Below are 26097 nucleotides of genomic sequence, written 5' to 3' on the forward strand. Positions count from 1 at the left end.
GATCAGACGACTCCACCTTTATTGGTTTTCACCCTTTTTGGCCTGATCACTCACGGAGACCACCGGGCGAATTGGGGTGTGCTGTTCCGGCACTGCCGACAGCCCCCCATTCGTTTCCATTCCGGCCAAGGTGCGTTGCCCAGTCGTGGCGCCGCGCCTGCTGACCATCTCGTCCAAAACGGAGCGGACATGACCGATCCTGACCAACAATCCCGCGAACTTGGCCAAACGCTGGCCGGGTTTCGATCCGACCTTATCGGCGTTGCTGTCTTCAGTGCGGCGGTCAACCTTCTGATGCTGACCGGCCCACTATTCATGCTGCAAGTCTATGACCGGGTGCTGTCCAGCCGGTCGACAGCCACCTTGTTGGCCCTGTTCGGCCTGGTGGTTTTTCTGTACTCGCTGATGGGGTTTCTGGACCATGTGCGCGGGCGTGTTCTGGCGCGCGTGGGTGCGGGGTTTCAGGCGGCGCTGGACCGGCGGGTATTTGACGCCGTGCTGCGGCAGGCGGAAAATGCCGATCAGCGGGCGCGCCCGGCGACGGGGCTGCGCGATCTCAGCAGCATTCAGTCGCTGCTGGCCTCTCCGGCACTTACCGCGCTGATCGACCTGCCCTGGGCACCGGCATTTCTGGCCCTTCTGTTCATATTCCACCCGATGATGGGGTGGTTCGCCCTAGCCGGAGGCACGGTTCTGTTCGTGCTGGCATTTGCCAGCCAGCGCACTTCGAACACGGCCATGGCCGATGCCCGCCAGCACGCCGCCCGCGCCGACAGCCGCACCGCTGACATGCGTAAATCCATCGAGACCATTCAGGGTCTTGGCATGAAAGAGCCGCTGACCAATGACTGGAGCGAGGTGCGCACCAACGCGCTGCGCAGCCGCATCCTTGCCGCCGACAAGCGCGGACGGCTGGCGGCGACAACCAAGGCCCACCGGCTGCTGTTGCAATCCGGCATTCTGGCCCTTGGGGCCTGGCTGGTCCTGCGCGGCGAACTGACTGCGGGCGCAATGATTGCCGGCTCCATCCTTCTGGGTCGGGCGCTGGCCCCGGTGGAACAGACCGTCGCACAATGGGGTGCGTTTCAGGCGGCCGCTCAGGGCTGGCGGTCATTGCGCAACATCCTGTCCACCACCCCGCCCCGCCCTTTGCCGATGCGCCTGCCCGCGCCGCAAAGCCGGATGGAGGTCAAGGGACTGGCCGTGGCCCCCGCAGGTGTGACCAAACCGTTGCTGATGGGGGTCAGTTTCGATGTGCAGCCCGGCGAAGCTGTCGCGGTCATCGGGCCGAGTGCTGCGGGCAAATCGACCCTGGCCAAGGCGCTGACCGGAGTCTGGCCGACGCGCGCCGGGGAAATCCGGCTGGGCGGGGCCGAGCTTCACCAATACGCCCCCGACCGGCTGGGACGCCTGTTGGGCTATCTGCCGCAGGACGTGGTTCTGTTCCCGGGGACGGTGGCCCAGAATGTCGCCAGGTTCGATCCCGACGCCGACCCGGACGACGTTGTCAAAGCTGCCCAGGCTGCCGGGGCGCATGACCTGATCCTGAGCCTTCCGAACGGCTATGACACGATGATCACCGACGCAGGCAGCCTTCTGTCCGGCGGTCAGCGTCAGCGTGTCGGGCTGGCACGCGCCTTGTTCGGCGATCCGGCGGTCCTGATCCTGGACGAACCAAACTCCAGCCTGGATGACAGCGGGGTCCGGTCACTGAACCAGGCCATTACGGACGCCAAGGTGGCGGGCCGGGCGGTTCTGATCATCTCGCACCGGCCATCGGCGCTGGCGCAATGCGAACGTGTGCTGCTGATCGACAAGGGCAAGATGCGCGCCTTCGGACCGCGTCAGGAAATCATGGACAAATTCGTCAGAAAAAGTCCGGCCGCCGTGCCGGTTCAACAGGAACGGAGGCTTGAACATGCCCAGTGACTGGAACGCAAAACCCTATATCGCCCAAGGTATTTGGGCATTGGTCATCGGATTGGGCGGCTTGATCGCCTGGGGAACCTATTCCACCATCAATGCAGCCGTCGTGGCGTCAGGCTATGTCGAGGTTGATCAGCGCAAGCAGGTGGTGCAACACCCCGATGGCGGTGTGGTCGCCGAGATCAACGTGCGCAACGGTGATACGATCAAGGCGGGTGAAACGATCATCCTTCTGGACGACGCCGAGCTGCGGTCTGAACAGAACATCATCCGCCACGCCTTGTTTGAAGTGCAGGCCAATATCGACCGTCTGTCTGCGGAAGCGGTTGAAGCCGCGCAGATCACCTTCCGCCCGGCGCTTGTGGCGGATGCAAAGGGCGAGCCGGACCTGCACGCCATTCTGGAGACCCAGCAAACGCTGTTTGACACGCGCCGCAAGACGCTGAGCCAGACAGACGACCAGTTGCGCGAACGGCGGGCACAATCCGAAGCGTCGATCGTGGGGCTGGAAAAACAACTGGCCGCCAACCGCAAGCAGGCCGAGTTGACCAACAACAACCTGAAGACCTTTCAGGATCTGCTGAACAAGAACCTGACTGAACGGTCGCAGGTGCTGGATCTTCAAAAGCAACTGGCCCAGATCAACGGCCTGACCGGCGAAACCGAAGCGCAGATCGCCGCCACGCGCAACGCCATCGCGGGGTATGAAATCGAACGGCTGAAGACGCGGTCAGAGCGGCAGGAAAGCGCACAGGAAGAAATCCGCAACCTGCAACCGCGCGAGGCAGAGTTGCAGGAGAAACTGCGGGCGGTCGAAACCCGCCTGTCCCGCCTGAACCTCACGGCGCCGGTCGACGGTGTGGTGTATGGCATGTCCGTCTTCACCGTCGGGTCTGTCGTCCCTGCCGGGGGCGAGGTAGCGGCGATCGTGCCAGACAACAGCCCCCTGATCGTGTCCGTGCAACTGGCCCCGACCGAAATTGACCGGATCACGGTCGGACAGGACGCCGTGTTGAAGTTCCCGGCGTTCAACGTGCGCACGACACCCGAGGTTTCGGGACAGGTCAGCCTGATCTCGGCGGATGCGATCACCGATGAACAGACCGGGCAGCGGTATTTCGCAGGCGAGGTCCAGATTGACCCCGCGGCGTTTGACCTTCTGGGCGAGAACGAGATCATCCCCGGCATGCCGGTCGAGGCGTTCATCCAGACCGGCGCACAAAGCCCGGCCTCCTATCTGTTGAAACCCTTCACGGATTATCTGGACCTGGCATTCCGCGAGGAATGAAGACGGGCGCGGATGGGTGCAAACCCGCCGCGCCTGCCCCGTTTGGCGACCGCTTTGTCGCGGTCGCCAGATCTCAACTTCATCTGGACAGCCAAGTTCGGCCCGCCGTAAAGTCACGGGGCGCCTTCCAATTGGAGATTCCGATGAAACCGATTTTCGCAACAGCCCTGATGATCAGCTTGCTGGGGGCGACGTCCGCCCTTGCCGACAACCATTGTGCCGATGGCAAGACCCTGACCCCTGATGTCCTGACCATCGCCACCGGCAACCCCGCTTATTACCCTTGGGTGATGGATGACGATCCTGCCAGCGGCGCGGGGTTCGAGGCTGCCGTTGCCTATGAGGTGGCCAAGCGCATGGGGTTTGAAAAAGAGGCCGTGGTCTGGACCCGCGCAAGTTTCGATCAATCGATCCAGCCGGGGGCGAAAGAATTTGACGTGAATCTGCAACAGTTCTCGATCACCGAAGATCGCGAAAAAGTGGTCGATTTTTCAGAACCTTACTATTCCGCCGCCATGGCGGTTCTGGTGCGGCAACCAACGATTGACGGTGGCGCCACGGCCGACATCGAGTCGCTCAAGTCCCTGAAATGGGGCGTGATGGCAGGCACCACGGCGCTGGAAACCGTGAACGCCGTGATCGCACCGCCCGACGCGCCGCTTCTTTATGATGACAATGTAAATGTGGTCGAGGCGATGAAAGCCAATCAGATCGACGCGGCCTTGTTTGACCTTCCCACTGCGCTTTACCTTAGCGCCGTGACCTTGGATGATGGGGCGCTTCTGGGGCAATTCCCTGCCGATCGCAGTGAAAACCCGGACCAGTTCGGCATCCTGATGGAAGAAGGCAGCCCGCTTAAAGCCTGTGTCGATGAGGCGCTGGCCGCCATGAAAGAGGACGGCACCCTTGCCGCGATCGAGGCTGAATGGCTGCAAGAAACCACCGGCGTTCCGCTGATCAAGTAACGACTCGACCCATGAAAACGGCAAGCGCGGGCCTTACGGCCCGCCAAATCCATGAACGAAAGGCGCGACGCCGGTCGGTGATGATCGCAACGCTGTCCACAGTTGTCGTGGTCGGGTTGATCGTCATCTTCCTGCCGATGACACCGGGCTGGGACCGGGTGCGGGCCAGCTTCTTCGACGGCGAGATTCTGGCCAAGACCTTCCCGTCGCTTCTGTCTGCCTTTCGCTGGGATGTGGCCATTTTCCTGTGGTGTACTCCGGCCATTGCGATCCTAGGCCTGTTGATCGCGCTGTGCCGCGATGCCCGTGCACCCGCCCTGTTTCCCCTGCGCATCTTCGGGGTGCTTTACACCGACATTTTTCGCGGCGTTCCCGTGATCCTGATCGTGTTTCTGATCGGCTTCGGTGTGCCCGGTCTTGGTCTGCAACGCCCATGGAACAGCCCCTATATCTGGGGGTCTCTGGCGTTGATCCTGACCTATTCCGCCTATGTGGCCGAGATCTTTCGCGCAGGCATAGAAAGCATCCATGAAAGCCAGCGCGCCGCCGCCAAATCGCTGGGTCTTTCACATGCCGACATCATGCGCTATGTCGTGCTGCCGCAGGCCATCCGCCGGGTGGTGCCGGCCAATATGAACATGCTGGTTGCATTGCAAAAAGACGTCGCACTGCTGTCCTTCATTGGCCCGGTCGAGCTTCTGCGACAAGCCGGGGTGCACAAATCCCTTCTGGCAAACTTCACGCCCTATGTGGGGGCTGCAATCATCTTTCTGGCGGTCACGATCCCCGTGACCCGCTTTGCCGATTACCTGATCGCCAAACAGAACAAGGCGCGCAGTTGATGTCCGTGTTGCGCCTGTCAAATGTCACCAAGTCCTTCGGCGCGACCCAGGTGTTGCGCGGCATTGATCTTGAGGTCAACGAGGGTGAGATGATCTGCCTGATCGGCGCGTCAGGGTCCGGGAAATCCACCCTTCTGCGCACGATCAACCTGCTTGAGCCGATTGACGAAGGCGAAATCTGGTTCGACGGGCAGGACATTTCGCTGCCCGATGTCGCCCCGCAACCCATCCGGCGCAAGATCGGACTGGTGTTTCAGAGCTTCAACCTGTTTCCACATATGACCGCCGTCGAAAACGTGCTGCTGGCGCCGTCGCGCGTGTTCAAGCGGTCCAGAAAAGACCTGCTGCCCGAGGTGACGCAACTGTTTGAGCAGTTCAACCTGAAGGACCGGATGCAAGCCTATCCGGATCAGTTGTCAGGCGGTCAACAGCAGCGCGTCGCCATCGTGCGCGCGCTGGCAATGCGGCCCCGCATCATGCTGTTTGACGAGGTGACATCGGCCTTGGACCCGGAACTGGTCAGTGAGGTGCTGGACACGCTCTTGAAGCTGAAGGCGCAGAACATGACAATGATCCTGGCCACCCATGAGATGGGGTTTGCCCGCGAAGCTGCCGACCGGGTCTGTGTGCTGGATGGGGGTAAGATCATCGAAACCGGCACCCCGGATCAGATCTTCAATGCCCCGCAAACGAAACGCGCGCAGGCTTTCCTGGCCTCGGTTCTGTGACGAGCACCCACGGCGTGTTATCGTTCATTGGCGCCCTTTCCGGCCAGTATCTTGTCACGAAACCGGTCAATGCGGGCAAAACGCGTGGCTGACTTCTTTGCCGACGTCAGATTGATCACATAGCTCCTTTGCCGTCCGGGCGTCAGCGCGTCGAAGGCAGACGCCAGGTCGGGATCTGCCGCCAGAACCTCGACCAATTCGTCGGGCAGGTCAAAACTGGCTTCGGTTTTTCGGGGCAGAACGCCGGCTTTGGCATATGATGTCGCCTCGGCAAGGTAGGATCGGATCACCTGGGCCAAGGCCGTGACCTGTGCCGGATCGGTAAACCGGATCAGGCAAGGGTTTTGGGTGTTCAGCCCCGGTTTTTCCAGGATATTCTCTGGGTCTTTCATCAACGCGGCGTTGAAGAATGTCAGGCGGAAATCACCGCGAAACGCGCCAATCAACGCGATGTTGCGACCCCCAAGCATATAGCAGGGATGCCCCCATTTCACGGTCTCGGACAGCCCGGCGCCCAGACATATGGCGCGTAGGTCGCGCAATCCGTCCGCCCAGATCCGGGTGGAGCAGTCAGGCGTGGCAAAACGCCCGCATCGCCCGCAGCCATCGACAAGATAGTCGTCCACATCGGTGATCATCCCAGACCCCTCCTAGCCGACCCGCCTGCGTTAACGCTCACGCCACCGGCCAAAAAACCTCTAGGCTACCGCAAACTCTTTACTATCGACTTGCGTGCCAGCGCGATCACGATCAGCGAAACACCGTTCGAAATCAACTCGATCGCCAGATAGACCCCCAGCACCACCGCCGCCGATTGCGGGAAGTTCGAGAAGATCATCAGGGCCAGAATGATGGACAGGGCGGCAGACGCAATCATGATCCAGCGAAAGGGGCGAAATTCGGCCCGGAACGCCAGGATCAGTCGGAACAATCCGGCCATCATCAACATAATCGCTATCGTATAGGTCAGGGCCAGCATACCTTGCAGCGGGTTCGCCAACAGACTGATTCCCAACAGAAGAAACAGCACCCCGAGCAGAAGCAGCGACAGGCGCGCGCCCCAACCCTGATCGCGAAACGCTGAGATCGCGACGATCAGACCGATCAGCACGAAAGACCAGCCGACAAGGATCTCGGCGGTCAACGACGCAGCCAGCGGATTGGCCAGTGCCAGAACCCCGCCGACAAGCGAAATGATCCCGGCGATCATCCAGAATATCCAATGTCTCATAGCTTTACCCTTTCGTGTTGAACTGATGGTCACAGAAGCCACTCGATCGGCAGCACACCCAATACGAAGATCGCCATGCGCTGGAACAGCGTCGCGCCGGGTTCATCGTCGTGCAGGATCGTTTGCCCGTTTTCGGAAGCCTCAACCCAGACCAGATCGCCATCCGCGGCAAGATCGGGCTGATAGCTGACATCCCGCACCGGGCCATCAAACCCCGCACTGACTTGCCGCGCCAGGGTCGGGCTGTCGATCAGAAATCCCATTTCACAATTCAGAATGGCAGATCGTGGATCGAAATTGAACGACCCTATGAAAACGCGCTGCTGATCCAGCGCAAAGGTCTTGGCATGCAGGCTGGCCCCTGACAGGCCGAAGGGCATGGTCTGCAGCGCCGCCTCCTGCGTCCCGCCGCCACGCAGCTTGAGCTCGTAAAGTTCGACACCGGCCTGCAACAGCCTGGTCCGGTATTTCGTGTAGCCCGCATGAACCATCAGCACATCCGTGGTGTTCAGCGCATTTGTCAGAATGCGGACATCCTTGCCGTCGTTGGAAAGCGCGGTGAACCACTTTGTACCTTCGCGCCCCGGAACGAAATACGCCGATACTAGGTCAAGCCGGTTCTCGACCGTCCCCATGATGCTGCCCAGACGCGTGATCATCAATTGGTCGCGTGTCGCCACACCCTGACTCTTGACGGGATCATCCGCCACCAGTTGCACATCCGTCCATTCCAGCGCTGCATTGCCTTGTGCAAACCTCTGGGCGCTGGCATCCGTCTGCGCCTGAAACACCTTTGCCTCATCACTGCCTTGAACATCCGCAACTCGGGCGCTGAATGCCTCGATCTCGCCCGAACCGTCGATGATGGTCTCGACCCCGAAGACCGACGGGCTGTTCCAATAGGCGTCGAATACGCGGGTGGTGTCGTCCACCACAGCTCCCACCGCCAGCACATCCATGTCGATATAGAAATTGTCGTCACCGACCTGAAAATACTCATCCCCGATATTGCGGCCGCCGATAATCGCGGCAGATCCATCCACGATCAGCGATTTGTTGTGCATCCGTCGGTTCATGCGAAAAAAGTCAAAGGAATACCCCAGATGCTTCGGGTTTCGAATGGTGGACGGATTGAAAAGGCGAATCTGAAAATTGTCCTGGGCATTCAGCGCGGCCATGAACCCGTCCAGCCCCGGCACCCCGTTGTCATCCAACAGCAACCGCACCCGGACCCCGCGCTGCGCGGCCTTGTGCAGCGCGTCAAGCATCAGGATGCCGGACACGTCGTCATGCCAGATGTAATACTGCGCATCAATCGACTGTTCGGCGGCGTTGATCAGGGCAAGCCGGCTGGCGATCGCGTCATGCCCGTTCTGAAGGGGCAGAACGCCGCTTTTGCCGGGATGAGCCGCACCGGCGCTGCTGACGCGCGCACCCAGCGCCGTAGATGTGTCGGGCGGCAAAGCGCGGCTGACAGGTCGGTCAGAGATATCCGGTAAAGGAAACACCAGCCGCGCAACGATGATGGCAATGCCCAGGACAAGGACGATCTTGGCGGCACGAACAATGAAACGTCTCATAAGGGGATGCTAGAAACACGGTTCGGTCCTGTATAGTCGAAACTTCGCGAACCCACCCCCCTTGATCACGGATCTTGTTGACGATGCTTCGCTTTTGTTCGCTCAGCCCGGGCTCAAAGGGCGTGAAAAATTCGTAGGCTCAGAGGTCGCAACCGGCGTCTCACATGCGGACAACCATTTGCCGCAATGAAATCTTCTGACCAGATCGGGGCGTAGATCACCAGCTTGGTGGCATGACCGCAGACAAAGGCGCATCTGCCCGGCTGTGAAGGTCGGTGTTTGGGTCAGGCTGCATGTCCGATACACAAGCACCCCTGCCGCATTCTGGACGAAATCGCTGACTGAATCCAAAGCAATTGACGTCGATAAAGACGCTCTGCCTGCCCCCAAATCGTTTTCCAAGTCATGGTATTTGCCCTACATCTTCCCGCATCGGTTCAGGTGGCACTTCAAACTCGATGTTTCGGGCGAACGAATGGCCGGAGTAAACCGCCATTGCGATCAACGACGGCGCAAGGCAATCGCCGATCCGGGTCACGGTTTTGATACCCGCGTCGCGCCATTGCTCTTTCATCGCGATCAGGCCATTCCAGACAGCATCATTTGGCATTCGCGAGGTCACCAGGACCAATGTCGCACACGCAATTTTCCGCGTTTCGCCGCTGTAAATGCAAGCGAGCGTTACGGCGTCGTCCGACATGCCCGTGAGTGTGAGCAGCGGCATGATCCGCACATTCTTTTCAATCAGGCGCCGCTGAATCCGGTCCTGTTCCAGCGTCCTTTCCGACCAAGGGGAGACAATGGACGACGGCGTCACGAAGATCACCTCTTTCCCGGCATCGGCCAACATCTCGGCCAGGACACTGGCCATATAAAAGCGGTCGTCGTCAAAGATGACCACCGGACCGTCCGACGCCACGGCGTTGGCCCCGTTTGTCATCAGATCATCGGGTGTGAGCACCCGGTTTTGGTCCAGAAACGGCATGGGTTTGCGATGTGCGCGGCCCATTCCATCGCGCCGCCATGTTGCACCGGTGGCAAGCGCAATATGCGGCATCTGATAGTCCAGCAGGTCTTGCGCCGTCAGGGCGCTTTCCAGATACAGCTCGGCGTTCGGGACCTGTTGAAGCTGCCATAGCCGCGTGTCGCGCACCCGCCCCCAGGCCGCCAGACCTGGAAGCGCCGCCTCAAGGGTCACGCGCCCGCCCCAGCTATTGCCCGCATCGGCCAGCATCACATCCGCGCCACGTTGGCTGAGCGCGCGGGCGGCCTCCAACCCGGCGGGGCCGCCCCCGACAATCAGCACCGGTTCGGGGTCGGCAAGCCGCGGGATGACCTCGGGATGCCAGCCGCGCCGCCATTCCTCGGCCACGGTCGGGTTTTGCGTGCAACGCATCGGGCTACTGGTATTGTCGCCCATCACGCAGATATTGCAGCCGATGCATTCGCGGATCGTTTCAATATCGCCGGTCTTGATCTTGTTGGGCAAAAACGGATCCGCAATCGAAGGTCGTGCGGCGCCGATCAGGTCCAGTTGCCCTGTCCTGATCAGACGCGCCATTGTATCCGGCGACGTATAGCGCCCCACCCCCACCACGGGTTTGGAGGTGACCGATTTCACGAAGCCGGTATATTTCTCCTGAAAGCCCTCGTCGGAAAACCGCGATGTCTGACTGTCATTTGACCAATCAGAGAGGTTCACATCCCACAGGTCCGGCTCTTCGGCCAACGCCTCGATGATATCGCGCGCCTCGCCATCATGCTGCATGCCGTCCGCGCCAAGCATCTCATCGACCGCCAGACGAACGGCGACGGCGCAGGTGTCGCCCACAGCCTCTTTGGTATCCTGAATGACCTCGCGAAACAGACGCAGGCGGTTTTCCAGCGATCCGCCATACTCATCTGTCCGATGGTTGTGCCGGGCCAGCAGAAAATGGTGAAGCAAGGTCATGTCGTGACCTGCATAGGCATAGATGATGTCGAACCCGGCCTCTTTCGCACGCTTTGCGGCTGAGACATGCCACGCCCTGAAGGCAGCAATGTCCGACTTGTCCATTTTCCGCGCCTGCACAGGATCGTCGCCGTCCACGATGGCGTCAGACGGCGCAAGCGGTGCAGCGCGCGAGTAGCGATTGGCCGAGTGCAAGCCGTTATGGGCCAACTGGATTGCCGCAAGGCTGCCGTGTTCGTGAATGGCGTCGGTCACAAGGCGCAGGGCAGGAATGTCCTCTGCCCCCCACAGCCGCGCTTGATTGGAAGGCGTCAGGTCCGAGGTTGGGTGGATTTCGGTTTCCTGCGTCGACACCACGCCCCAACCACCTTCGGCCTTGATGCCCCTCAGACGTGCCTCGGACCGCGGATAGCGATGGCCCATGCCCGTGCAATGAGGCACCTGATAGAAACGATTTGGCGAGGTGACCGGTCCGATCTTCACAGGTTCAAACAACAGATCGTATTGGGCAAGGGTGTCGTTGGATTGGCTTCGCGATTTATCTGACATCTGCTTCCACGCACTTGGTTTTACAGGCTCGGGAATAGTAGGCCCACAAGCGGCGGGCATTCAATTGGGAACATCCGTGCATGCGACATCCCGGCACCGCCAAAGCCGTTGCCCCTGCCTGAACTCCAAGCTGCAAAGCAACTGGTCAAACCAACCATTTGCCAACAGCCCCGGAAGCCGATCGGCACACCGACACGTAGCGAACGCGGCCGTCGTTCAATGCACAGACATATCCACCAACCGAAACGATCCGGGCCGCGCCTGCTCAGGGACCCGCCCCACATTACGATAACGAACTACACGGCCGTCGCTGCAGTTACGACCGCTGGAATTGGCACGATCCAGTCAGGCCCCGCCCCGTGTCTTTCCAGTACCTTGGCCACAACCGCCGCCCGAATAGCCGCCGCATGTGATGGCGGTTGCGGGCGCAACAAAGCACCGCCTCTGGCGGTTCCTTCAAGAAAGAAATCATATGGCGCGCCCGGGTCATTGACCTGCCAGTTTGATGCCACCGTGGATTGTCGGAGATCCGCAAATCCAGCCTCCTCCAACACGGGAAAGGCGATCGCGGGATCAGCATAATCATTCGCGCCGGGCCCCGGTGGCAAGGCGATGTGCGGGGCACCGTGTTGTTCAATAGCACCAAAGACATACCCAAGGGCGCTATCAACCTCTGGCCCGCACCACACCGAAAATGCCAATCGGCCACCGGGGCGGAGAACCCGGCGAGCCTCGGCCAGAACTTTCGGGGGATCGGGCACATGCGGCATCCCAAACCCGATTGTCACAGCGTCAAAGGTCTGATCCTCGAAGCAAAGCGACATTGCATCGCCTTCGACAAACTGCGCCTCCGGCACAGCGGCCCGGGCCATCTGAAGCATCGCGGGCGAGAAGTCCAAGCCCGTCACCCGTGCACCCGCCCCATGAAGACCAGCGGACACGTTTCCCTGACCGCAGCACAGGTCAAGCACATGTCTATCTGGTCCCGCCTCAACCGCCGCGACCAATGAGGGGACGACCATGTCTGCCGCCATGGCGAACACTGTCGCATAAGATCGTGCGACATCGGGTTTCGCCCATTCACGTTTTTCAAGTGCGGCGAAACTGTCCGGCTCGTGCGTCCCTGACATCCTCATTTCCCACGTGTTGCGCCTATCAAAGAGTGATCGGACAAGATGCAATGTCAATGAAATCGTCTGATGAAGCATCGCTGAACATTGCTGCGTGCAGGAAAAAAGCCGATCTCTTGTGTGGAAAAACGGGTCATCACGTTGACACCATGAAGGACTGACCTGGGTCGATCATCATTTCCGCTCGGCTTGAACATGGCCCAGCAAGTCTTTCAAATCCACTTACACCGACAGCATCTGGCGCAGAACACTATCCAGAGGCGTTACCGCAAAGTCCGGTAGCAACTGAAGAAGTCGTGTGTCGGACAAGGCATGATCCGTGGCCCACAGATATCGCATCTCGTTCATTTCGCGGGCGAATTCCCATACGGGCGCTGTCAGCGTGAAAAGCCACCAGGGGAAGCGAACAAATTTCAGCTCCTGTTCGAGGATTTGTTCCAGCCCGTCCCTGATGTCGCGCGCGGTGAGTGTGTGCCCCGCAAACGGCACGTCTTCGAACGCGCCAAGCTCGCCACGCATCTCGGCCAATGCAACCGCGGCGCGGGCCCAATCAGGTAAGAAACACATCGCCTGCAGTGTGTCGATTGCGCCGGGAACAGTCACCTTGTTGCGCTTTATCCTGCGCAGGAATACTTGGGACATCGGACAGTCTTGGTGATCGGGATCCATGAAGTTTCCCGCACGCAAGACGATCGTCTGCACACCACTGGCCGCATAGTCCTGCTCCATTCGCAGGCGGATGGCGCCCTTTTTACTGACGGGGTTGGGCGGTGTCGTTTCGGACCACAGCCCTGCCGTGTCACCGAAGTGATAGACATTTCCCGGAAGGATCACGGTTGCATGTGCGCTTTTTGCGGCGGCAATCACCTGTTTTGTGATCCTGGGAAGTGTGCCTGCCCAGTTGTGATAATTTTGCGGGTTCATCCCGTTCACAATCACGTCGCACCCTTGCGCAGCTTGGCCCATATCGTCGCGGCCACGATTGTACCGCCTGACATCCCAACCCGCCGCCTCGAACGCGCGCGCGCTGTGCCGCCCCACTTTTCCCGACGCGCCGAGGATCAAAACACGTTTTGTCATCCTAACCTCCTGTTTGATATCGGGAGGAAAGTAGTAAATTCATAAGTGGACTATAATTGCATATAAATTGAGATTTGATATTCATTTTTGAATGAAGGCAGGTGATCTCGACTGGACCTATATCCGATCCTTTTTGGCCGTTGCCGAAACAGGTTCTCTGACCGCGGCCGCCAAAAAGACGGGGCAAAGCCAACCGACACTCGGGCGCCATATCAAGGCGGCGGAAAGGGCGCTTGGCACGCAATTGTTTGTCCGGACCACGGGCGGACTGCACCTTACCGAAGCGGGGCTGAGCCTGCTGGGCCCGGCCCGGGACATGGGCAATGCATCTGCGCGTTTCGCAACCCTGGCAGCAGGCCGCGACGCGCGTCTGAGCGGAACCGTTCGTATCACCGCCAGTGTCGTCGTGTCCCACTATCTGCTGCCAGCCATTATCGCTGATCTGCGCCAGATCGAGCCGGACATCGACATCGAACTGGTTCCTTCTGACACCTCAGAGAGCCTCGTGTTCCGCGAGGCCGATATCGCCGTCCGGATGTATCGACCAACCCAACTGGACATCGTGACGCGGAAGATTTCTGACCACGCGCTGGCGTTATACGCGTCAAAAAAGCAGATCGCCCGGCAGGGAAATCCTCAGAGATTTGAAGACCTGGCAGCGATGGATTTTGTCGGATTTGACAGGTCTGACATGATCATCCGGACGATGCGGGCCCTTGGGTTTCCCGTAGATCGGAACTTTTTCGCGGTCCGGTGCGATGATCAGGCCACCTATTGGGAGCTGGTGCGCAACGGGTGCGGCGTGGGGGCGATGCAAACCATCATCGGCGACACTGATCCCTTGGTTGAACGGCTTGAATTTCAGCCTGATCTTCCCAGCCTGCCCGTCTGGCTTGCCGCACATTCAGCTTTGCACAAGACCCCGAGGGTCAAGCGCGTGTGGGACCATCTGGCCCATCACCTCGCGCGACAGTGATCGGGATCTCATGCAAAGGCCTGGGTTTCCCAGAAGCTCCCATTGCCCATTGCGGGTTCTTATCGCCGGTGCCTTTTCGGATGGACGATGCATTCCCAGCACGGGGAACCCGCGGTCCAAAGCGGTATACTGTTGCTGGCACGCACTCTGCATGACGCGAAGCCGGCATCCTAAAGCGGATCAGGCTTGAAAGCGATGTTCAGATGGATGCGGTAGGAGCTTTCGATATGGTCCTTCGCAGCCTTCTCGGCGCGATCGGGATCACGGGCGCGGATGGCATCGACGATGGCTTTGTGCTCGCGGTACAGCTCTTCGGGGCGACCTTCCGGGATATATCGCGCGCCCCGCAGCAAGGCGAGGTCATCGCTGATCGCGTTGAACGCCTTCAACAGATAGCGGTTCTTGGCGGCATAGAAGATCGCATGGTGCAGATCCCAGTTCACCTGGTTCAGCGTGCGGATATCCGCATCTTCACCATGCACGCGATCAAGGATGACCTCCATCTGCTCGATTTCCATATCTGACGCGTGCTGTGCGGCAAAGCGCGCGGCGATCCCCTCCAGTTGTTGGCGCAGCAGGTAAAGTTCGGATATTTCCATACGGTCCAGTTCGGCCACGACTGCGCCGCGCTGCGGTTCGATGGTGACGCGGCCTTCGGACTGCAGTCGGCGAATTGCCTCGCGAACCGGGGTACGGCTGATGCCGAGTCGTTTCGCGATGGACGCTTCCTTGATTCGTTCCCCCGGATGGAACTCTCCCTCGCGGATATCTTCCAGAAGCTGGCGATACACCAGTTCGGCCAACGGCACATCCGGGTTGTCGGCTACAATGGAAATTCCGTGTCCTTCCAGTTTTCTAAAGCACCTTGAAGAGCTGATGTTGCTCGTTTCAAAGCCAGCGTCGGAACCAGTTAATACAAAAATATTGAATTCTCAAAATGTTTCTGATTGTATGCATTTAAGAACATTATATCAAAAATGTGTCTGCCAACAGGAGGAAGCTGATGTTTGCCGCAATGAAATCTATTGCTTTGGGGGCTGCGATCGCAGTTGCCAGCACCACCCTTGCCATTGCACAGGATTATCCCAAGAAACCGGTCAGCATGATCGTGGCCTATTCGCCCGGTGGCGGCACCGATACCGCGGCCCGGATCATCGCGAATTACATGGAAAAGCACCTTGGTCAGCGGCTGGTTATCCGCAACAAGCCCGGTGCGGGCGGTCAGGTCGGCTTTTCGGCGCTGGCACGGGCGAAGAACGATGGTTACACCATCGGATTCATCAACATCCCGTCGATCTTTCTGGTGAAAATGCTGCGCGATGACGTGCCGTTCGAGATGTCGGATTTCGAACCGATCGGCAATATTCAGTTGGACCCGGTGGTGCTGACCGTGCCTGCCGACAGCCCGTTCGAAACATTCGCGGATTTTGCGGAAGCCGCGAAGGCAAATCCCGGCGGTTTGACCGTTGGCGGTGACGGGCCGCAATCGAACAACCAGTTGCAACTTGTCGTGGCCGAAGATGCGCTTGGCATTGACGTGAATTTCGTGCCCTTCAACGGGTCGGGTCCGGCCATCACCGCGACGCTTGGCAATCAGGTCGATGCTTCGGTGCCGTCCGCAAGTTCGGCAACCGGGCAGGTGAACGAAGGCCGTCTGCGCGCGCTCGCCGTGTTTGCCGATGCGCGGTACCCCTATCTGCCCGACGTGCCCACCATCGCCGAGGCTTCGGGGGCCGAGGTTCAGAACATCGGCGCATCCATGCGCGGTGTCGCGGTGCCCAAGGGCGTCGCGCCCGAGCAGAAAGCCGTTCTGGAAGAAGCCTTCAAGAACGTGGTCAATGACCCCGATTTCATCGCGCATATCGAACGTCTGGGCCTGCCTCTGACCTATATGACCGCCGATGAGTTTGCCGACTATCTGGCTTCGGCTGAAGAAGGTATCGGCAAATATGTCGATCTGCTGAAATAAACCAGACCGGGGGCCGTGATCATGATGACCGACCGCAACAAGGATCTTTTGTTTTGCGCTTTGGCGATTGTCGCGGCCCTTTCGGTACTGGTGGCCAGTTTCAGCTATCAATCCGCGTCGGCTTACTTTCCGCAGTTGCTGGCTGTCTTTATCGCGATGCTCGCTGTTGTGTTGGGACTTCAAAGGCTGAAAGCCCCGGCTGAGCCGGTTGAGAAGCCTGACCACGCAGACCTTCTTGGTTTTGCAAAGGTGGTCATCAGCATTCTGGCCTATACCGGCGCGATGCTGGTGGTCGGGTTTCCAATTGCGACGGTGCTGTTTCTGACGCTGATGATGCTGACCCTGGGCGAACGCCGCCTGCACCTGATCCTGCCGGTCGCGCTTGGCCTGACTGGCTTGCTCTATTTCCTGTTTTTCTGGTTCCTCGGCGTCTATCCGCCCGAGGCCATGATAACGTTCTGATCCCGTCGGTGAGATTTCCACATGCTTGAAAACCTGCTTCTTGGACTTGAGACGCTTTTGACGCCGATGGCCTTGTTCGCCGTAACCATCGGAGTGATCGGCGGAGTGGTGATCGGATCGCTGCCCGGGCTGACCAGCACGATGGGTGTGGCGCTGCTGATCCCGCTGACCTTCTCGATGCCGCCCGAAGCCGGGTTGGCGATGCTGGGCGGGATCTATCTGGCCTCGACCTATAGCGGCGCGATCAGTGCGATCATTCTGAACATTCCCGGCACACCGGCGGCGGTGGCGACCCTGCTGGACGGCCACCCCATGTCGCAACGCGGCGAAACCACCCGTGCGCTTGCCCTTGCCACCTTCGGGTCCAGCATTGGCGGTGTCCTAAGCGTCATCGCCCTGCTTTTGCTGGCGCCACCCTTGGCCGAGTTTTCGCTGCGGTTCGGGTCGCCCGAGTATTTCCTGCTGGCGGTTTTCGGCATCACCGTGATCGCGTCCCTATCGGCAGGCGCCATGTCCAAGGGGCTGATGGCAGGCGCGATGGGGCTGTTGCTCAGCACCATTGGCTCACACCCGCTGACGGGCGAGCTGCGTTTCACCTTCGGGCAACCATCGCTTTATGACGGCATTCCGATGGTGGTGTCGCTCATCGGGCTGTATTCGATCCCGGAAGTGATCTCGATGATCAGCAACCGCACAAACGTCGTGCTGCAAGCTGATGTCGCGGGCAGCAAAGGGGCGCTGTCTTACCTGGGTGAAGTGATGGCGCGCAAGGTCAACGTGCTGCGATCATCGCTGATCGGCATTATCGTGGGCATCATCCCCGGTGTCGGATGCAGTGTTGGCGGGTTTCTGTCATATGACGCCGCCAAACGCGCCTCGAAAACGAAAGAGGAATTCGGCAACGGCTCGCCCGATGGGGTGATCGCCAGCGAAACCGCGAACAACGCTGTCACCGGGGGCACGCTGATCCCGCTTTTAACACTGGGCATTCCGGGCAATCCGGTGACGGCGGTTTTGTTGGGCGGGCTGATGATCCACGGGCTGCGTCCGGGGGCCGACCTGTTCACGCTGAACGCCGATATCACCTATGGCTTCATCCTCAGCCTGCTGCTGGCGAACATCCTGTTCGTCCCGGTCGGCCTGATCTTCGCACGCTATTGCGCCAAGGTCATCATGGTCCCGCGCGAGATTCTGGCCCCTTGCATTCTGGCCTTTGCGGTGATCGGCGCTTATTCGATCCGCAGTTCGGTGGATGACATTCTGATCATGCTGGCCGTGGGCGTGATCGGCTTCGGCTTCAACTATTTCGCCGTGCCCCGCGCGCCGCTAGTGCTGGGGTTGGTCCTGGGCACCTTGGCTGAGGGCGAGTTGGCCCGGTCGCTGGCCCTGGTCAGCGGTGATGTTCCGGCGTTCCTTCTGCAACTTGTGACGCGCCCGATCTGCATTGTGCTTCTGATCCTGTGCGCCTTTGCGCTGTATCAGGGCGTAGTTCAGCACCGGCGCAATTCTCACATGCTCGACAGCTAAGAAAAACCAAAGGGAGACTTCAAAATGATCCGTAAACTGACCTGCACGACAATCGCCGGCCTTCTCGCAATGTCATCGGCGCTGACCGCACAAGAACTGACAGCCCAAGGCCCGGCAGTTCTGGACAAGGAAGGCATGCTCGAGATTTCCGGCAGCGGATTTACCGCCGATGCGCCGGTGCTTTTGCTGTTCACCACAGCAGATGGCGTGACCGCAGAAATCGGTTACGCGCTGGAACCGCAGCCGGTTGCAGACGCGGACGGGAATTGGGCGACAACCTGGTCCTATGGCCGCTTTGTCTCGAAAAAGCTGGTCGCCGCGGGTGATTTCACGCTTGCCGCCACGGATGAGGAATTGAACGAATTGGCGACCACGTCGATTACCTTCACGGAATAAACCACCACTCCAAGATCTTCCTGTCCGCCCAAGCGGGCAGGAAACTTCCCAGTTAACCAGGAAAGCTCGGAATGTCCTCTCACGCCCCTATCCGCCGCGTTGGTGATGCCAGCGCACACCATTTCTTTGGCTATTACAACAAGTCGAACTTCGATCGCGACGACAAGCGGTTGTTGGGGCAGCGGGTGGATCGCTTCACGGGGGACATCACTGGGCAAGAGACTGCGATCGTGGGCTATTTCGACCTGAGCGCCAGTGACCAATTTCACGAGGTCGGACAGACAACCACGTGGAACTGGCAGATGGGCAGCCAGTTGCAATGGGTCGGCAAAGCGAACCAGATCATCCACAACGCCCGTTGGGATGGCCCGGCGCGCGATACGCCTTACCCGGATTTCTGTTCGAAATTGGTTGACCTAGACAGCGGAACGACACGCACCCTGCCCCTGCCGGTCTATGTGCTGGCCCCGAACGGGGACTATGCGCTTTGTGTGAACTACTCGCGCTTCATGGTGACGCATAAAACCATCGGCTATCCCGCCACGCAGGCCGAGCCGGAACTGGACCTCGCCCCTGCCGATGATGGCATCTACCGTATGGACATGGCGACCGGCGGCTATCGGCTGATCCTCAGCCTTGCGCAGTTGAAGGCGCATCAGCCAAGACCGTCGATGGACAAGGCCATTCATTGGATCACCCATCTGGAGGCCAACCCATCCGGCTCGCGTTTCCTGTTTATCCACCGCTGGACCGAACGGGTCGAGGATGAGACTTGTTTCCTGCATCGCCTTTATACCGTGAACGGCGACGGCACGGATTTGCGCTTGCTTGAATGTTCAGACCACCCGCTGCCGCAACTCGCCGATGATTTTGACCCAAATGCAGTGGGAACATTCGATTATGAAAAGTCGGAATACCAGATCTCGCATCCGATGTGGAAATCAGACAGTGAGGTGATCGTCTGGGGGCCTCATGATGGGGCAATCCATTATCACCTTTATGATGACACGACCGGCGAGGCGCGGGTCATCGGGCCGGGCATCCTGACCGAAAACGGGCACATGACCTATTCGCGCGATGGCCGCTGGATTCTGTCCGACACCTATCCCGATGCCAACACGAACGAACGTATCCTGTTTCTGTTCGATACGCAGACCGACACGCGACATGATCTTGGGTCATTCTACACGCCGCCGGATCTGGGCAAGCACAACCGCTGCGACCTCCACCCGCGTTGGAGCCACGACAACAAGACGGTCTGCATCGACTCTGTCCACGAAGGCACCCGGCAAATGTATCTGGTGGATGTAACAGATATCGTATCAGGGTAGCGGCTCCTGCGGACTTGTTCCCCATCGCAATAATCCCATTCAAGTGAGCGAATTACGGGTGGTTGCACATGGCCCGCCGCCATGCTGTTTGCTGCATTTCACCTTTTTTGCAGCCAAATGGGCTTACGGCGCGTCATCTTCGGTGGCGCAGCAGGGCGTCCCGGTTCGATCGTCAAATCGGGGCAAGCCCGGTCTGTTCCGCACCGGGGTTTCAGCGTTGCGACATCACAGAATTATTCACGCCGCACTTTGTTCAGAACCGCCGATCAGGACTGATCCGTTACATCCGTGATCCACGTCCAGCTTGCGACCGCGCGCGGGAAGCCAAGTAGCCCGATGGCCAGAAACGCCGTCTGGTGCAGATCGTCGACCGGAAGATTTTCCTCCAATGCACGGCGCGCATGCGAATGCACGGCCCCTTCGGACCCGGCCCCGATGGCCAGCGCGAGCTTGACCAGCCGTTTTTCGCGCGCGCTCAGCCCACCGGTGTCGGCGATGGCGGATCCAAGGGCGGAATAGGCCGACCAGACATCGGGATGTTGTTTGGCAAGATCGCCAGCGGCACCGGGAAGATCATCAGTCATCGAAGGGTCCTTTCAGGTTTGGTTAGCCGCCCAGAGCAGACATGAAGCGTTTCACAGACGGGCGGCAGACGGTACGGGTATCAAAATCATGCCCTTTGGGTTTAGCCGAAATCGCCTGTCGCAGCAAAGCATCAAGTGCCTGTTCCCCTGCCCCAAGCGCGGGCCGAAGATCGACAGAACCTTCCTGGCCCATGCAGGTGTAAAGCCGCCCCGTGGCGCTGAGCCGCACGCGGTTGCACAGCGCGCAGAAATTACACGACATCGGCGAGATCAACCCAAGCCGACCGCCGGTCTCGGAAATACGCAGATAGCGCGCCGGACCTCCGGTGCTGTGGGCAACGGGTGACAGGGTCCACCGATTTGCCAGCGATGCCTCCAGTACATCAAGTGGCAGCAGTGTGTTGGCGCGGTTCTGACCTGTCTCGCCCATCGGCATTTCCTCGATCAGGGTCAGATCCATGCCACGGCCATGAGCAAAGCGGATCATGTCGTCCAACTCGTGCTCGAAGGCGCCACGACTGGCAATCGCGTTCAGCTTGATCTTCAGCCCGGCGGATTGCGCCGCATCCAGCCCGGTCAGCACCTTGTCCAGCGTGCCAAGCCGGGTGATCTGATGATAGCGTTCGGGGTCGAGCGTATCGAGCGAGACATTGACCCGGCGCACACCGTGCCTGACAAGCTCATCGGCATAGCGCGCAAGCTGGGTGCCGTTGGTGGTCAGGGTCAGTTCGTCCAGCGCACCGGATTTCAGGTGGCGCGACAGATCTGCCACCAGATCCATGACCCCCTTGCGCACCAGGGGCTCGCCTCCGGTCAGGCGCAGCTTGCGTACGCCACGGCGGATGAACAGATCGGACAGGCGCGCCAGATCCTCGATGCTCAGCAGGTCGCGTTTGGGCAGGAACACCATGTTTTCGGCCATGCAATAGGAGCAGCGCAGATCGCAGCGGTCGGTCAGGGACAGGCGCAGATATGTCACGGCGCGGCCGAAACTGTCGGTCAGCGCCGGCGGGGTGGCACGGGGGGTATCAAGCGGCATGACGGTTCCTTTCAATCCGGTCCAGCCAGGTCAGCACGGCGTCGGTGCGCATCGGAAGATCGCAGGCCAAGTCGCCGCCGAATTCTGCCCAGCTTTCGGCATAGGTGGGTCGCACGGCGGTCAACACCGGCACGTTCAGCGCCAAAGCTGTGCCGATCAGATCACGAAACCCGCGCCCCTCGCTTTCGCCGCGCCCGAAGCGGTTGAGGATCAGCAAATCTGCCCCGGCGTGCAACTCAGCCTCGATAAAGGCTGCGCAATCCGCAAGTGCTCCGGGGTGCAGGCGGCAGCCATGCGAGCCATTGCCGAGCGGCTGCGAGATGCGAAACACTTTGCCGGATTTCAGCGTGGTCAGGTCCATGTCAGCGCAATGACATTCACCTGTTGCGGATCCGCGGGTTTGCAGCGCGCCACGCACGATTAACCCGCGTTCCGCGAGGGTTGCAGCGATCCGCGCAAAAAACCCGTCGATATCCCCGTGGTCAAAGCGGATTGCGGCCAGCGGTCGGTGTCTCATGCTGGCGCTCCCGTGGTGTGGAATGGGTGCCAATGCAGTCTGTCGCCATGCTTGACGGCCGAAATGTCCGCCGCGACGGTTGCCAGGCCGTCGGCCCCGGTCAGCGGCAGCAGCGTGGCAGACACACCCGCGCCAAGCCGGTGCAGGATGGGCAGGCCCTGCGCGTCATAGCCCCCCAAACGCACCGGAAAGACCTCGGCCCGGCCCGGCTTGCGTTGCCAGTCGAACCCGGCGCAGGCCGGGGTGGTGGCAAAGGGCGCGGGCTCGGCTCCCGTCATGCGGGCAAGCTGCGCCGATACGAAAAGGTGAAAGCCGACATAGACGGCAAAGGGATTGCCCGGCAGCCCGGTAAAAGCCGCATCGCCCAATGTGCCGAACATGACGGGTTTGCCCGGTTTGATCGCCACGCGCCAGCCGCTGATGCGACCGCCCGCCGCGGTCAGCGCCTCGCGGATGTGATCCTTGCCGCCCATCGACACCGCACCTGACGTCACGATCAGATCAAACCGTTTGCCAAGTCCGGCGAAGTGCGCGGTCGAGGCGACGGGATCGTCCGGCAGTATGCCCAGATCGCTGATTTCGGCACCATGCTGCGCCAGCAGGGCGCAGAGCAGTGGGCGGTTGGCATCGGGGATCTGCCCCGGTCCACACGGCCCGGTTGTCACCTCTTCGCCGGTGGAAAACACGGCAACGCGCGGGCGGCGCACGACAGTGACTTGGCGCAATCCGTTAGCCGCCAGAAGACCGATATGCCGTGGTGCCATGCGCACCCCCGTGCCGAGCAACACCTCGCCCTTGGCCTGATCACTGCCCGCGCGGCGAATGTTGTCACCCAGCTTCGGTGGGCAAGAGAAATGAACCTTGTGGGATTTGTCGATGCATACCTCTCGCATGACGACAGTATCGGCCCCTTCGGGCAGCGGGGCGCCCGTATAGATGCGCATCGCCGCACCGTCAGGGAGCTTGCATGGCGCGTCGCCTGCCGCCACGGTCCCGGCAATGGGCAGGCAGCAGCGCCCCTCAAGATCGGCAAGGCGCAGTGCAAAACCGTCCATCGCCGCGTTGTCGAAAAATGGCATCGCTCGGGTGGCACGGATGGTCGTGGCGGTGGTGCGACCCAGCGCGTCGGCCAGCGGCACGGTGTCTTTATCGGTGATCGGGGTGACTTGCGCCAGGGCGCGATGCACGGCGTCAGGCACGCTCATCATATCGGTGGTATCAGAGAGGCTTTCGCAGCTGCACCCACCAGTGACAGAAGCTATCAACATCGTCCTCTCCTGAAATTTTTGTTGAGATCATCGTGGTCAGCGGGCCGGTCAGCCGGCCCGCTGCATGTTTTGCCTGCGTTCAGTTCGCGTCGGCGGCGTTCTTCATCAGGTAATCCATGACAAGTTCGCGTTCGCTTTCTTCAAGACCGGCGCGTTCGAACATGGACGGGACGATGCCTTTCCACTGCTGCCGTGTATAGTGCGTTACCTCGCGCGGGGCGTGGCAGACGGTGCAGCGTTCAAAGAACATCTTCTCGCCGGGGGACATGTCGGCGTAAAGGGCTTCGGTCAAAGCTTCCAGCCGCTCGGCCCCGACCGCTTCATCGTCGATCGCTGCGATTTCCATGTCCTCGATGATAGCCGGTTTTTCATAGGCCATGTTCGGACCTTCGGGGTCTTCACATTTGCGCATCTCAACCAGCACGGTGTTGGCCGTGGTTGCCTGTGCCAGCCCCGATGACCGCTGTGTCGAGGTCAGGAAGTTCACCAGACCCGAGTTGCAACGCCCCTTGCTGTCCAGTGACGGCCATGCCCCTTCATAAAGCGAAACCACACCCGGCATGATGTCGTCGCTGACAACAGCCCCAACGATCACCGTGCCACGGTCGTTGTACAGCTCGACCAGATCGCCATCTTCGATGCCACGATCAGCGGCGTCCTGCGTGTTGATCCGCACCGGTTCGCGGCCTTGCACCTTGTAGAGGGCGCGCAGCTTTTCGGATTGGTCCATCTGGCTGTGCAGGCGATACCACGGGTGGGGCGACACGACGTGCAACTGACCTTCTTTGGCGTTGCCGAGATATTCGTGTTTTTCCATCCAGACCGGCATGCCGGGGCAGTCGTCGATGTCCATGGCTGAAATGCCTTCCGAGAACATCTCGATCTTACCCGAATCCGTGTGCAGCGGGCTGCCTTCGGGGTCGTTGTAGAACTCACTGTGGCGGGTCCATTTGCGCGCCGCATCAGGCACTGGCATCCGGGCATAGCCCTTTTCCCAGAACTCTTCGAACGGTGTTTCTGCTGCAGCCCCCGAGGCTTCATAGGCGAGCTTGATGTGATACATCTTGTCCTCGCCGTCGGTGAATTGCGCCCACAGCCCCAGCTTGTCGGCCAGGCCTTCGAAGATTTCATAGTCGGGCAGGCTTTCGCCCACAGGCTCGATCACCTTCTTCATCGCATAGACCTTGTCGTTCGAATAGGTCCCGCCCGAGGTGATGTCGTCCTGTTCCAGCGTCGAAGCGGCGGGCAGAACGATGTCGACCCAACGGGTTGCGGCCGTCCACCAAACATCGACACAAACAATAGTCTCGACCTTCTCAAGCGCACGGATCAGGCGGTTTGTGTCCTGCTGGTGCGACATGAAGTTGTTGCCGGCGTTGAAGATCATCTTGATGTCGGGATAGGTGTTCGTGAACCCGTTATAGAAGAACTCTTTGCCCGGATTTTCCAGCGCCTCGGTGATGCGCGAAGCCGGAACGACCTTTTTGACAAAGTTGCGTCCCTGGCTCATGCCGACAGGCGTACGTGCGCCGCTTTGTGGCATGCCGCCGTTACCATAGTGCCACGAGAAGCCAATTCCCGAACCCGGTTTACCGATCTTGCCGGTCAGGGCTTGGAAGTTGACAAGCGACCAATAGGCCATTTCGCCGTGCTGCGCGCGCTGGATTGCCCACGATCCGGCAACCTGCGTGTTCGACGTGGCAAGCAGTTCGGCCAGTTCTTTGATCTTGGCTTCGTCAATGCCGGTGATGGCGGACGCCCAGGCCGGTGTTTTTGGTGTGCCGTCGTCTTCGCCCTTCACATAAGCGGTCCACTTGTCGGCGCCGACGGTGTATTTGTCCATGTATTCACGGTCTTCCAGACCGTTTTCCAGAACGTGATAGGCCATACCCAGGAACAGGGCGGTATCGGTGTTGGGGACGACCTTGACCCATTCTGCGCCAAGGTATTCGTCCGACGCCGTGCGTTGCGGGTTGATCGAGATGAACTTGACGCCTGCGTCGCGAATTTGTTCCCACGGGCCATACATGCCGTGGTCAGCCACGCGATATTCGATACGGTTGTTTTTGATGGGGTCACAACCGACCAGCACGAAAACCTCGGTGTTGTCGCGGATGACTTCCCAGGCCGTCTGACCGGAATAGACCTCCATGTCGCCGATCACGCGCGGCAGAAGCACTTGCCCGGCCCCGGCCGACCAGTCGCCAGCGGTGTTGGTGCAGCCACCGATCAGGTTGATCAGGCGACCCTGCATCACGTTGGGGCGGAACGACCCGGCGTTCGACCAGCCGCCATAGGACGAGCTGAAGATCGCTTCGTTGCCGTGGTTGGTGGCAGTGTCCAGAAGCGCCTTGGCGGTCAGGCTCCAGGCCGTGTCCCAATCGACGCGGACATATTCTTCCTTGCCGCGCAGTTCGGGTTTGGTGTCGCCGGTTTCCCAGCCTTCCAGATAGGATTTGCGGACCATCGGATAGTTGATGCGCGATTTGTCATAGGTGCGGTCCATGACGCCATAGGTCAGCATTTCTGTCGGACGGGCGTCCAGTTCCATGATCGCGTTGACGCCAACCAGTTTGCCATCGCGCACGACGGCTTCGAACGGGCCATAGTGGGTGGCGTGGAACGCGCGGTCCCGGAACGAGTTGGGGTCAAGTGCGGCAAGCGCGGTGGTTCCCATCAGATTGGCTGCTCCGAAGAAAGCGGCACCGCCCTGAAGGAAAGCGCGACGGGTGGGTGTGGTAAGTGACATAGTGAGCCT

General features: G+C 60.0%; 23 protein-coding genes. 11 read left to right on the forward strand and 12 right to left on the reverse strand.

Annotation, left to right across the window (positions count from 1 at the left end):
* Window positions 1-189: 189 nt before the first annotated feature.
* The 5 genes from MUY21_RS02550 (at window position 190) to MUY21_RS02570 (ending at window position 5749) form a co-directional block, all read left to right on the forward strand.
* Window positions 190-1929 carry a type I secretion system permease/ATPase gene (locus tag MUY21_RS02550; protein ID WP_248408816.1) on the forward strand — a complete coding sequence of 580 codons (1740 nt, stop codon included), beginning with the start codon at window positions 190-192 and terminating at the stop codon, window positions 1927-1929.
* Entirely contained in the window at window positions 1919-3214 is a 1296-nt protein-coding gene (locus MUY21_RS02555) for an HlyD family type I secretion periplasmic adaptor subunit (protein WP_248408817.1), read from the forward strand. Before MUY21_RS02550 ends, MUY21_RS02555 begins: the two co-directional genes overlap by 11 nt.
* A gap of 143 nt (window positions 3215-3357) precedes the next feature.
* Window positions 3358-4179, forward strand: coding sequence for an ABC transporter substrate-binding protein (locus MUY21_RS02560; RefSeq protein WP_248408818.1), 822 nt, complete (start codon window positions 3358-3360; stop codon window positions 4177-4179).
* Window positions 4180-4190: 11 nt separating this feature from the next.
* On the forward strand, window positions 4191-5021 hold the full coding sequence (locus MUY21_RS02565) for an amino acid ABC transporter permease (RefSeq protein ID WP_248408819.1): 831 nt from the start codon (window positions 4191-4193) through the stop codon (window positions 5019-5021).
* Window positions 5021-5749 (forward strand): amino acid ABC transporter ATP-binding protein, encoded by a 729-nt coding sequence (locus MUY21_RS02570; RefSeq protein WP_282568912.1) that lies wholly within the window; start codon window positions 5021-5023, stop codon window positions 5747-5749. Before MUY21_RS02565 ends, MUY21_RS02570 begins: the two co-directional genes overlap by 1 nt.
* A gap of 17 nt (window positions 5750-5766) precedes the next feature.
* Here the strand turns inward: MUY21_RS02570 and MUY21_RS02575 are convergent, their stop codons facing one another.
* The 6 genes from MUY21_RS02575 to MUY21_RS02600 all read right to left on the reverse strand — a co-directional run bounded on the left by MUY21_RS02575 (window position 5767) and on the right by MUY21_RS02600 (window position 13270).
* A complete protein-coding gene (locus MUY21_RS02575) occupies window positions 5767-6387 on the reverse strand; it encodes a YdeI/OmpD-associated family protein (protein ID WP_248408820.1) in 621 nt (206 codons plus the stop codon).
* 65 nt (window positions 6388-6452) lie between these two features.
* A complete protein-coding gene (locus MUY21_RS02580; protein ID WP_248408821.1) occupies window positions 6453-6980 on the reverse strand; it encodes a DUF308 domain-containing protein in 528 nt (175 codons plus the stop codon).
* Window positions 6981-7009: 29 nt separating this feature from the next.
* Window positions 7010-8560 carry a phospholipase D family protein gene (locus MUY21_RS02585; protein ID WP_248408822.1) on the reverse strand — a complete coding sequence of 517 codons (1551 nt, stop codon included), beginning with the start codon at window positions 8558-8560 and terminating at the stop codon, window positions 7010-7012.
* Window positions 8561-8963: 403 nt separating this feature from the next.
* Window positions 8964-11060: an FAD-dependent oxidoreductase gene (locus MUY21_RS02590; protein ID WP_248408823.1), complete on the reverse strand. Its 2097-nt coding sequence runs from the start codon at window positions 11058-11060 to the stop codon at window positions 8964-8966.
* 296 nt (window positions 11061-11356) lie between these two features.
* Window positions 11357-12190: a methyltransferase domain-containing protein gene (locus MUY21_RS02595; protein ID WP_248408824.1), complete on the reverse strand. Its 834-nt coding sequence runs from the start codon at window positions 12188-12190 to the stop codon at window positions 11357-11359.
* A 222-nt stretch (window positions 12191-12412) separates the two neighbouring features.
* Window positions 12413-13270, reverse strand: a complete 858-nt coding sequence (locus tag MUY21_RS02600; protein ID WP_248408825.1) for an NAD-dependent epimerase/dehydratase family protein — start codon at window positions 13268-13270, stop codon at window positions 12413-12415.
* 91 nt (window positions 13271-13361) lie between these two features.
* Here MUY21_RS02600 and MUY21_RS02605 point away from each other — a divergent pair, with 91 nt between their 5' ends.
* On the forward strand, window positions 13362-14246 hold the full coding sequence (locus MUY21_RS02605; RefSeq protein ID WP_248408826.1) for a LysR family transcriptional regulator: 885 nt from the start codon (window positions 13362-13364) through the stop codon (window positions 14244-14246).
* 170 nt (window positions 14247-14416) lie between these two features.
* Here the strand turns inward: MUY21_RS02605 and MUY21_RS02610 are convergent, their stop codons facing one another.
* On the reverse strand, window positions 14417-15049 hold the full coding sequence (locus MUY21_RS02610) for a GntR family transcriptional regulator (protein WP_248408827.1): 633 nt from the start codon (window positions 15047-15049) through the stop codon (window positions 14417-14419).
* Between the two features lie 200 nt (window positions 15050-15249).
* Here MUY21_RS02610 and MUY21_RS02615 point away from each other — a divergent pair, with 200 nt between their 5' ends.
* From MUY21_RS02615 to MUY21_RS02635, 5 genes are all read left to right on the forward strand, one after another.
* Entirely contained in the window at window positions 15250-16215 is a 966-nt protein-coding gene (locus MUY21_RS02615; RefSeq protein WP_248408828.1) for a tripartite tricarboxylate transporter substrate binding protein, read from the forward strand.
* A gap of 21 nt (window positions 16216-16236) precedes the next feature.
* Window positions 16237-16677: a tripartite tricarboxylate transporter TctB family protein gene (locus tag MUY21_RS02620; protein WP_248408829.1), complete on the forward strand. Its 441-nt coding sequence runs from the start codon at window positions 16237-16239 to the stop codon at window positions 16675-16677.
* Window positions 16678-16698: 21 nt separating this feature from the next.
* Window positions 16699-18204, forward strand: a complete 1506-nt coding sequence (locus MUY21_RS02625; protein ID WP_248408830.1) for a tripartite tricarboxylate transporter permease — start codon at window positions 16699-16701, stop codon at window positions 18202-18204.
* Window positions 18205-18228: 24 nt separating this feature from the next.
* Window positions 18229-18600: a hypothetical protein gene (locus MUY21_RS02630; protein ID WP_248408831.1), complete on the forward strand. Its 372-nt coding sequence runs from the start codon at window positions 18229-18231 to the stop codon at window positions 18598-18600.
* 71 nt (window positions 18601-18671) lie between these two features.
* Window positions 18672-19931 (forward strand): hypothetical protein, encoded by a 1260-nt coding sequence (locus MUY21_RS02635; protein ID WP_248408832.1) that lies wholly within the window; start codon window positions 18672-18674, stop codon window positions 19929-19931.
* Window positions 19932-20197: 266 nt separating this feature from the next.
* Here the strand turns inward: MUY21_RS02635 and MUY21_RS02640 are convergent, their stop codons facing one another.
* The 5 genes from MUY21_RS02640 to MUY21_RS02660 all read right to left on the reverse strand — a co-directional run bounded on the left by MUY21_RS02640 (window position 20198) and on the right by MUY21_RS02660 (window position 26088).
* On the reverse strand, window positions 20198-20515 hold the full coding sequence (locus MUY21_RS02640; RefSeq protein WP_248408833.1) for a carboxymuconolactone decarboxylase family protein: 318 nt from the start codon (window positions 20513-20515) through the stop codon (window positions 20198-20200).
* A gap of 22 nt (window positions 20516-20537) precedes the next feature.
* Window positions 20538-21554, reverse strand: coding sequence for a GTP 3',8-cyclase MoaA (moaA, locus tag MUY21_RS02645; RefSeq protein ID WP_248408834.1), 1017 nt, complete (start codon window positions 21552-21554; stop codon window positions 20538-20540).
* Window positions 21544-22071 carry a DUF2478 domain-containing protein gene (locus tag MUY21_RS02650; protein WP_248408835.1) on the reverse strand — a complete coding sequence of 176 codons (528 nt, stop codon included), beginning with the start codon at window positions 22069-22071 and terminating at the stop codon, window positions 21544-21546. Before MUY21_RS02650 ends, moaA begins: the two co-directional genes overlap by 11 nt.
* On the reverse strand, window positions 22068-23339 hold the full coding sequence (glp, locus tag MUY21_RS02655; protein WP_248408836.1) for a gephyrin-like molybdotransferase Glp: 1272 nt from the start codon (window positions 23337-23339) through the stop codon (window positions 22068-22070). Before glp ends, MUY21_RS02650 begins: the two co-directional genes overlap by 4 nt.
* 79 nt (window positions 23340-23418) lie before the next feature.
* Entirely contained in the window at window positions 23419-26088 is a 2670-nt protein-coding gene (locus MUY21_RS02660; RefSeq protein ID WP_248408837.1) for a molybdopterin-dependent oxidoreductase, read from the reverse strand.
* Between the last annotated feature and the right edge of the window lie 9 nt (window positions 26089-26097).

It is taken from the genome of Aliiroseovarius sp. S2029 (genome assembly GCF_023195575.1).
In the GTDB taxonomy this organism is placed as follows: Bacteria; Pseudomonadota; Alphaproteobacteria; order Rhodobacterales; family Rhodobacteraceae; genus Aliiroseovarius; species Aliiroseovarius zhejiangensis.